Origin of the sequence: Faecalibacterium sp. An121, from assembly GCF_002160915.1 — a bacterium.
Taxonomy (GTDB): Bacteria; Bacillota; Clostridia; order Oscillospirales; family Ruminococcaceae; genus Faecalibacterium; species Faecalibacterium avium.
The window spans coordinates 138,454-145,236 of the sequence record NZ_NFLM01000006.1; the positions used below are offsets into that span (position 1 = coordinate 138,454).

Consider the following 6,783-nt stretch of genomic DNA (forward strand, 5'->3'; position numbering starts at 1 on the left):
TGCATGGCTGTTTTGTTGTTTGAAAGGAGTTTTTGTATGCACATCGCATTCGTATCTCTTGGCGCCTTCGGGCACATCAATCCCACCCTGGCCCTCGTCACCGAACTGGTGAAGAAAGGCGTCCAGGTGACTTATTTCACCACTGAAGCCTTCCGCACTATCATCGAGCCCACCGGGGCAAAGTTCGTCGCCGTACCCTCCTGGATGGCGGAAAACGACAAGCATAATGAGGACGGCGGGAAGAAAGAGGATGACGGCGGAGTGGCCGCCGCGGTGCCCTTCCTGTTCCTAAACGAGGCAGGAGCCTACATCGACACTGTGCTGGACACCCTGAAAAATGACAAACCCGACGCCATCGTCCACGACTTTGCGGGCATTGCCGGCACCATCGCGGCGGACAACCTCAAGGTGCCCAATGTTATGCTCTACACCAGCTACCCCTCCAACGACAGCTACTCGGTAGCCGCCGGGTTCGAGAACTGCCCGCCGGACCACCCTCTGCGCAAGGCTGCGGCGCAGCTGGCCCAGACCTATGCCGAAAAATATGGCTGCCGCCTGCTGACTGTCAAGGAGATCTTCGACGGCCACGGGGACTTCAACCTGGTCATGATGCAGAAAAAGCTGGTTCCCAATTACGAGACTTTCGATGACAGTTTCGTGTTCACCGGGGTACAGATCGGCAAGCGGACCGCCTTCGGCAGCTGGAAAGCCCCCGACAACGGCAAGCCGCTGCTGTATTCCTCTCTTGGCACTGCCTTCAACAACTGGCCCGAGTATTACCCCATTCTGTTTGACGCAGTGCGGGACCTGGACATCAACGTCTTTGCCGCGCTCGGCTCCATCGACCCCGCCAGTCTGAAGGACATCCCAGCCAACGTGGAAGTCGGCCAGATGGTGCCCCAGCTGGATATCCTGTCCCAGGCGTCGGTGTTCATCACCCACGCCGGTATGGGCGGCACCGGCGAGGCCATTTACTATGGCGTGCCCATGATCGCTATCCCTCAGATGGAGGAGCAGGCCATCACCGCCCGCCAAATCGAAAAGCTGGGCCTTGGCTGCGCTTTTCTGGATAAAAACGCCATCACCAGCGAGGGGCTGAAAGCAGCTATTGTCAAGCTGCTGACCGAACCTTCTTATAAGGAGACGGCCCACGCCTTCAGCGAGGATATGCGGAGCCTGGGCGGGGCAAAGGCATCGGCGGAAGCCCTGATGCGCTTCCTTCAGAAGTGATTATAAATGCCATTCCGGTCTATGCCTGAAGTTTGCCCGGACATAGATTTCCATAGCAGACATCTATGTCCGCAGCCTCCTTGATTCGGTGCCCCGCTCTGGTCGCACAGGGCGGGGCACACAGGGGAATGAGCTTAAGACTGCGGTCTGCCATGTCTAAATTTCCTGAAAGTTTTAATGATTCTTATGGAGCGCGTCCATTGCAGCCTCCCAAATGAAATGAGGCCGGAACGCCAATGGTAATGGCAAGTCTGCCCAGAACACCCTGTTTTACACTGGCACTTGCTGCTTGAAAACACAGCAGACTTTTTGCACTGTTTACAAAATCCACTTTAATTTTTTGATATTTCATCCAAATTATTCAGCTTTTACTTGACGGTATGCTATCCTTATGCTACCATTTATTACAAACCAATCCGCTTCATCTAAATAAAGCTGAGTAATTCTTTCCTGCCGCCCCGCAGCTACGCCGAACCATTTTGCCGCCGCTTGTCCCCGACAAAATCCTTTGGTCCCTTGCGGGGCGGTTTTCTTATATTCTGAGAGAATTTGCAGCCGGGCGACCGGCCTGCAATTCTTGATATCCGGCACCTTGAAAACTATATGAGCCGTCTGGATCTGGATACCGCGCCATGACCCCGCTCAAAATGCGGGCGAGCCGGACAACGCCGCTGCAACACAGGGGCAGGAACGCAGATTCGGTGCAAGCGGCGACCCCCGCAATAGGAGACACTTCTATTTGCGTGCCTCTGGCACGCTTTAGGGGGAACCCATTTCTGCCCGCATACGCGGGACAGAAATTCCTTCCCCCTAATATCCCCCTGGGGACAAAATTCAGCCCCAGAACCGCGCACTCGCTACGCTCGTACACTCTCTGGGTCTGAATTTCCCTGTCTGTGTCTCGTTCGTCTGCACATGTCAGCTGAACGAGACTTCTTCTGAAGTGCTTCCCAGCTTTGGAAATCAAAATCCAGTTTGAAATCTGTATTTTCATTTTGGACAGAAAAAGCGATAAGCAAGTATCGACCTGTGGCCACAATTTCAAAAATTGAAATTGTGGCGCACTTCCCGGTCGTGCTTGTTGGGGAGTGCCTTCCCCAAACCCTGCTTTTTGTTTTGAACCGTTTGCACTTGTTCGATCTATATTCCGTGCGGCTTTTTCACCGTACCGCCCAAAGGATTGGAGGTTGATACTCGCCAAAAACATCGAAAAGATTCTTCCGACCAATCACAACGATAATTCCAACAACCGCACTCACATCATCAAATTCCGTGTGACCGAAAAAGAAAAACTCACCCTCGAACTCTGCTGCAAACGGCTCAACATCAGCATGTCAACTCTCATTCGTCAATCTTTATTGGGAAAGCCCATCCAGCACACCGTCGTTGTCACAGGCGGCGGAGAGGATGCCCTGAATGTCCTCTCTGACCTGCTGGGACAGTGCGGCAAGATTGGCAGCAACCTCAACCAACTGGCCCGGCACTTCAACACCGGCGGCAAAGATTCAGAACAAATTCGGGCACAGCTCTTGACCGAATTGTCTGCACTCACACTCTTTCGGCTGAACGCCGAGAAAGCGATCGGAGAACTGTATGGCAACCATCAAGCATACAAGCTCGAAGAACTCTGACCTCTCGGCAGCGGAGCGGTATCTTACCTTCCAGCACAACGAATATACGGGCTTACCCATCTTTGATTCAGATGGGAAACCCAAGCTCCGCGAAAATTTTCTGTTGGATACGCTGGAATGCGGCGGCAACACCTTCGCCATGGCCTGCCTGCTGGCGAACCGGAAGTACGGCAAGAACGCACAAGTTGGTGATGTAAAGACTCATCACTACATCATCAGCTTTGACCCCCGGGATGCAACTGACAACGGCCTGACCCTGAAAAAGGCACAAGACCTTGGCTTGCAATTCTGCAAGGAAAACTTTCCGGGCCACCCGGCCATTGTCTGCGCCCACCCGGACGGTCACAACGGCGCTGGAAATATCCACGTTCACATTGTCATTGGCAGCCTGCGGATCCGCGAAGTCGAGCGCCGCCCCCCATATGGAAAAGCCCTGCGACTGGCAGGAAGGCTGCAAGCACCGCTGTACGGCAGCCATGCTGCGGCATCTCCGTGCCGGGGTCATGGAACTTTGCCAGAGCGCCGGACTATATCAAATCGACCTGCTGAAAGGTTCCGGCGACCGCATCACCGAACGGGAATACTGGGCGCAGCGGCGCGGCCAGCGCCGTCTCGACTACGCCAACGCCAAGGACGCCGCTTCCGGCCTGCCCATCCGGCAAACCAAATACGAGACTGAGAAAGCCGTCCTGCGCAAAAACATCCGTTCCGTTCTGCGAAAGGCGACCAGTTTGGAGGACTTCTCCGCTCAGCTTTTGCAGGAGCATGGCATCGCTCTCACCGAGAGCCGCGGCCGGTTCAGTTACCGCATCCCCGGCCGAACCAAGCCCATTACCTCCCGCAAGCTGGGCGATGATTTTTCCAAGGAAAATGTTTTAGCTTTTCTCGCCCAAAATGCCGAGCGCCAGAAAACCGCCGCTCTCCGCCGTACCGACCCGAACCCTGATAAAGTAAGTCGCCTGATCGACATCCAAGCCAAGCTGACCGCGGGCAAAGGCGCTGGTTACGAGCGCTGGGCCAAGGTGTTCAACCTCAAGCAGACGGCAAAGTCGATGGCGCTTTTGTCGGAGCACGGCGTAAGCACCGAGGCCGAGTTGGCGCAGCATATCGCCGAACTTCAGTCCCAGTACAGCGAAGCGCTCGAGGTGGTCAAAGACCTGGAAACCCGCATCGGCGAAAACCGGGAACGGAACCGCCATGTTTCGGCCTATCTCCAAAACCGGAAGGTTGTCCAGCAGGCCAAAACAGCAAAGAACCCGGAGACTTTTCGAGAATAGCACCGCGCCGAGCTGACAGCTTATCAGGCGGCAGCCGCCTATTTCAAGGCCCAAAAAATTACCAAACTGCCCAACCTGAAACAGCTGAAAGCCGAGCGTGAAGAATTGATTTCTGAAAAGGCGCAGTTCTACCAAAAGTACCGCGAAGCGCATAAAGCCTGGATGGACCTGAGCACCGCACAGCAAAATCTGGAGGCCCTGCACCGCGCAGAGGGCCGCCGCGAGATGACGAGAGGAGGGCAGCATGAAACAGCAGACATTGCGCATTGACCCTGAATTTAAGGCGCAAATCCCACCCCTGACCGAAGACGAGCGCAAACAACTTGAAGAAAACATTCTGGCCGACGGTGAAATACTGTCTCCCATCCTTGTCTGGAACGACACCATTGTGGACGGGCACAACCGCTATGAAATTCTGCAAAACCATCCAGAAATTCCCTTTACCGTTTATCCTTTGACTTTAGAGAACCGGGAGCAGGTTCTCGTCTGGATCTGCAAGAACCAGCTGGGACGACGCAATCTGACTCCAGAACAGAAAAAGTTCCTCATTGGGAAGCAGTACGACGCAGAAAAGCATGATGGATTCCACGGGAACCAGCACACGCTCCCGGCCTCATCAGGCGGTGTTCAAAATGAACATCAGCAAACCGCCGAGAAAACCTGTGAGCGCATCGCACGGGAAAACCGCGTCAGTTCCAGTTCCGTCCGGCGGGCAGCCCTGTTTGCCCAAGGCGTAGACCTTGCGGATAAACTCTGCCCCGGCATCCGACATCAGGTCCTTTGCGGCGATTTGAAAGCCCCGGACATCCTCTTTGAGCGCCTGGCCAAGGCCGCGCCGGAGGAGTATGACGACATCCTGGAACAAATCAAGAATCCCCGGCCCAAGACAAAACCCACTGCCAAACAGCAAGCGCCCCAGTTGCAGGAGCATCTGCCCACCAGCTATACAGCAGCAAAACTGCCATACGCCGAACCGCACTTCGAGGAAGTTGGAGGTTACCCCAAAGATCCTTCTGCCGCTTACGCCCAACTGGACGTTGCCGCAGCTACAATGCAGGAATCCTGGACGTTTATCTTTGAACACACGCTCAGCCTTCGCACCGAACCGGAGCATCGTAAAGCTGTGCAGGCGATTCTGGAAAAGCATCTGACTTTTCTGGCCTCACTGGGATGTAACCTGCCGGAATTCCTAAAAGTAGGCGAGGCAAAATCTGCCTAACCATGACAGGGCGAAATGCGGGCGCGTACATCCGCCCCGATTGCGCCCTCGAATAAAATTTGAGTGGGAAGTGAAAATTTCCCGCCCCACGCGCCCTCTCGCCCACATTAGCAAAAATGAATCGTATTGCCGTTTTATTTCTTTCGCTTCGTTTTTTCGGAATCCGCCCTGCCTGTCCGTGAACCCGCCCAGAAGGGCGCGTTCGGGGCGGGAGGGCGGATGGGGCGCGTATTTCTGCATTCCGCGCAGAAAAATTTTGGAGGCCAGTCCTGGAGCAAAGCAGGGCCGTCCTCTTTCATTCCACATTTGGGGCTTTGCAGGCTGATTATCCCCATGAGCCAGGCAGTGGACCGGAACAGGAGGTGGACTTGAACAAAAAGAAAAAAGTCGTCAATACTTCGATCTATCCTGATGAGGTCATCGAGCGTCTGGCGCGGTGCTTCTATCCTGCCATTCTGGAATGTTTCAACAGTGAGGAAGGCCAGAGGGCTTTCGCTGCCTGGCAGGCAGAACAGGCCAGATCCACAGCCAAAGAAAAACAGGACGTTCCCACCGGGGAACGCCCTGTTCTACATAGCAACTGTCAACGGCTTTTTTCAGACAAGGCGCACCTTTCGGGGTGCGCCTTTCTTTTGTCCTCCGGTTCAAGCCGTCACTGCCTGCCCCGCCCGGCCTTCTGGTACAGCTTCGGACAGGGGACTTCTCCTTGATTCAACTCACCGAAGAAAATGAAAAATCCGAACCCTTCTCCAATCAGAAAAGGGTTCGGATTTTCTTGATTTGGTGCACCTCCAGGGACTCGAACCCTGGGCCCACTGATTAAGAGTCAGTTGCTCTACCAACTGAGCTAGAGGTGCATATGGTGACCCGTACCGGAATCGAACCGATGTTAAAGGCGTGAGAGGCCTCTGTCTTAACCGCTTGACCAACGGGCCATATAAAACCATCAGGATACGGTTTCAATATCCTGATGGTGAGAGAAGCCGGCATCTACCTATTTTCACAGGCCGTGTCCAGCCAACTATCTTCGGCACAAGTGAGCTTAACTTCTGTGTTCGGAATGGGAACAGGTGGGACCTCACCGTCATCGACACCGGCTGTCCGGAATGACCTTCCGGACAATTCTCTCTATTCTTTTTTAGAAGGACGTGCCTTCAGAACTGAATAATAATCTGCTTTGCAATCAGAGTACAAGTGCTTTTACCTGGTCAAGCCCTCGGTCTATTAGTACACACCTGCTGAATGGATCGCTCCACTTACACATCGTGCCTATCTACCTTGTAGTCTTCAAGGGACCTTACCTGATCACTCAGTGGGATATCTTATCTTTGGGTCGGCTTCACGCTTAGATGCTTTCAGCGTTTATCCGATCCGAACATAGTTGCCCAGCTGTGCTCCTGGCGGAACAACTGGTGCGCCAGAGGTT

At 54.2% G+C, this 6,783-nt stretch carries 4 protein-coding genes, 2 tRNA genes, 2 rRNA genes and 1 pseudogene; 5 read left to right on the plus strand and 4 right to left on the minus strand.

The window, feature by feature from the left end; genetic code table 11:
- Positions 1 to 36: 36 nt before the first annotated feature.
- The 5 genes and pseudogenes from B5E66_RS05160 (at position 37) to B5E66_RS13355 (ending at position 6,067) form a co-directional block, all read left to right on the plus strand.
- Complete coding sequence (locus tag B5E66_RS05160; RefSeq protein WP_158098334.1) at positions 37 to 1,230, plus strand: macrolide family glycosyltransferase; 1,194 nt, start codon at positions 37 to 39, stop codon at positions 1,228 to 1,230.
- A gap of 1,187 nt (positions 1,231 to 2,417) precedes the next feature.
- Positions 2,418 to 2,861, plus strand: coding sequence for a plasmid mobilization protein (locus B5E66_RS05165; protein WP_446718503.1), 444 nt, complete (start codon positions 2,418 to 2,420; stop codon positions 2,859 to 2,861).
- A pseudogene (locus B5E66_RS05170) lies at positions 2,824 to 4,408 on the plus strand (relaxase/mobilization nuclease domain-containing protein). Before B5E66_RS05165 ends, B5E66_RS05170 begins: the two are co-directional and overlap by 38 nt.
- Positions 4,383 to 5,357, plus strand: a complete 975-nt coding sequence (locus tag B5E66_RS05175; protein ID WP_087229596.1) for a hypothetical protein — start codon at positions 4,383 to 4,385, stop codon at positions 5,355 to 5,357. The pseudogene B5E66_RS05170 and the gene B5E66_RS05175 overlap by 26 nt, the downstream one beginning before the upstream one ends.
- A 362-nt stretch (positions 5,358 to 5,719) precedes the next feature.
- Positions 5,720 to 6,067 (plus strand): hypothetical protein, encoded by a 348-nt coding sequence (locus B5E66_RS13355; protein ID WP_242958095.1) that lies wholly within the window; start codon positions 5,720 to 5,722, stop codon positions 6,065 to 6,067.
- 71 nt (positions 6,068 to 6,138) lie between these two features.
- Here the strand turns inward: B5E66_RS13355 and B5E66_RS05185 are convergent.
- The 4 genes from B5E66_RS05185 to B5E66_RS05200 all read right to left on the minus strand — a co-directional run.
- Positions 6,139 to 6,214 (minus strand) — tRNA-Lys (locus B5E66_RS05185).
- A gap of 3 nt (positions 6,215 to 6,217) precedes the next feature.
- Positions 6,218 to 6,292: transfer RNA gene (locus B5E66_RS05190), tRNA-Glu, on the minus strand.
- 46 nt (positions 6,293 to 6,338) lie between these two features.
- Positions 6,339 to 6,455: ribosomal RNA gene (gene rrf / locus B5E66_RS05195) — 5S ribosomal RNA — on the minus strand.
- Positions 6,456 to 6,561: 106 nt separating this feature from the next.
- Positions 6,562 to 6,783 (minus strand): 23S ribosomal RNA (locus B5E66_RS05200); the annotation flags it as partial.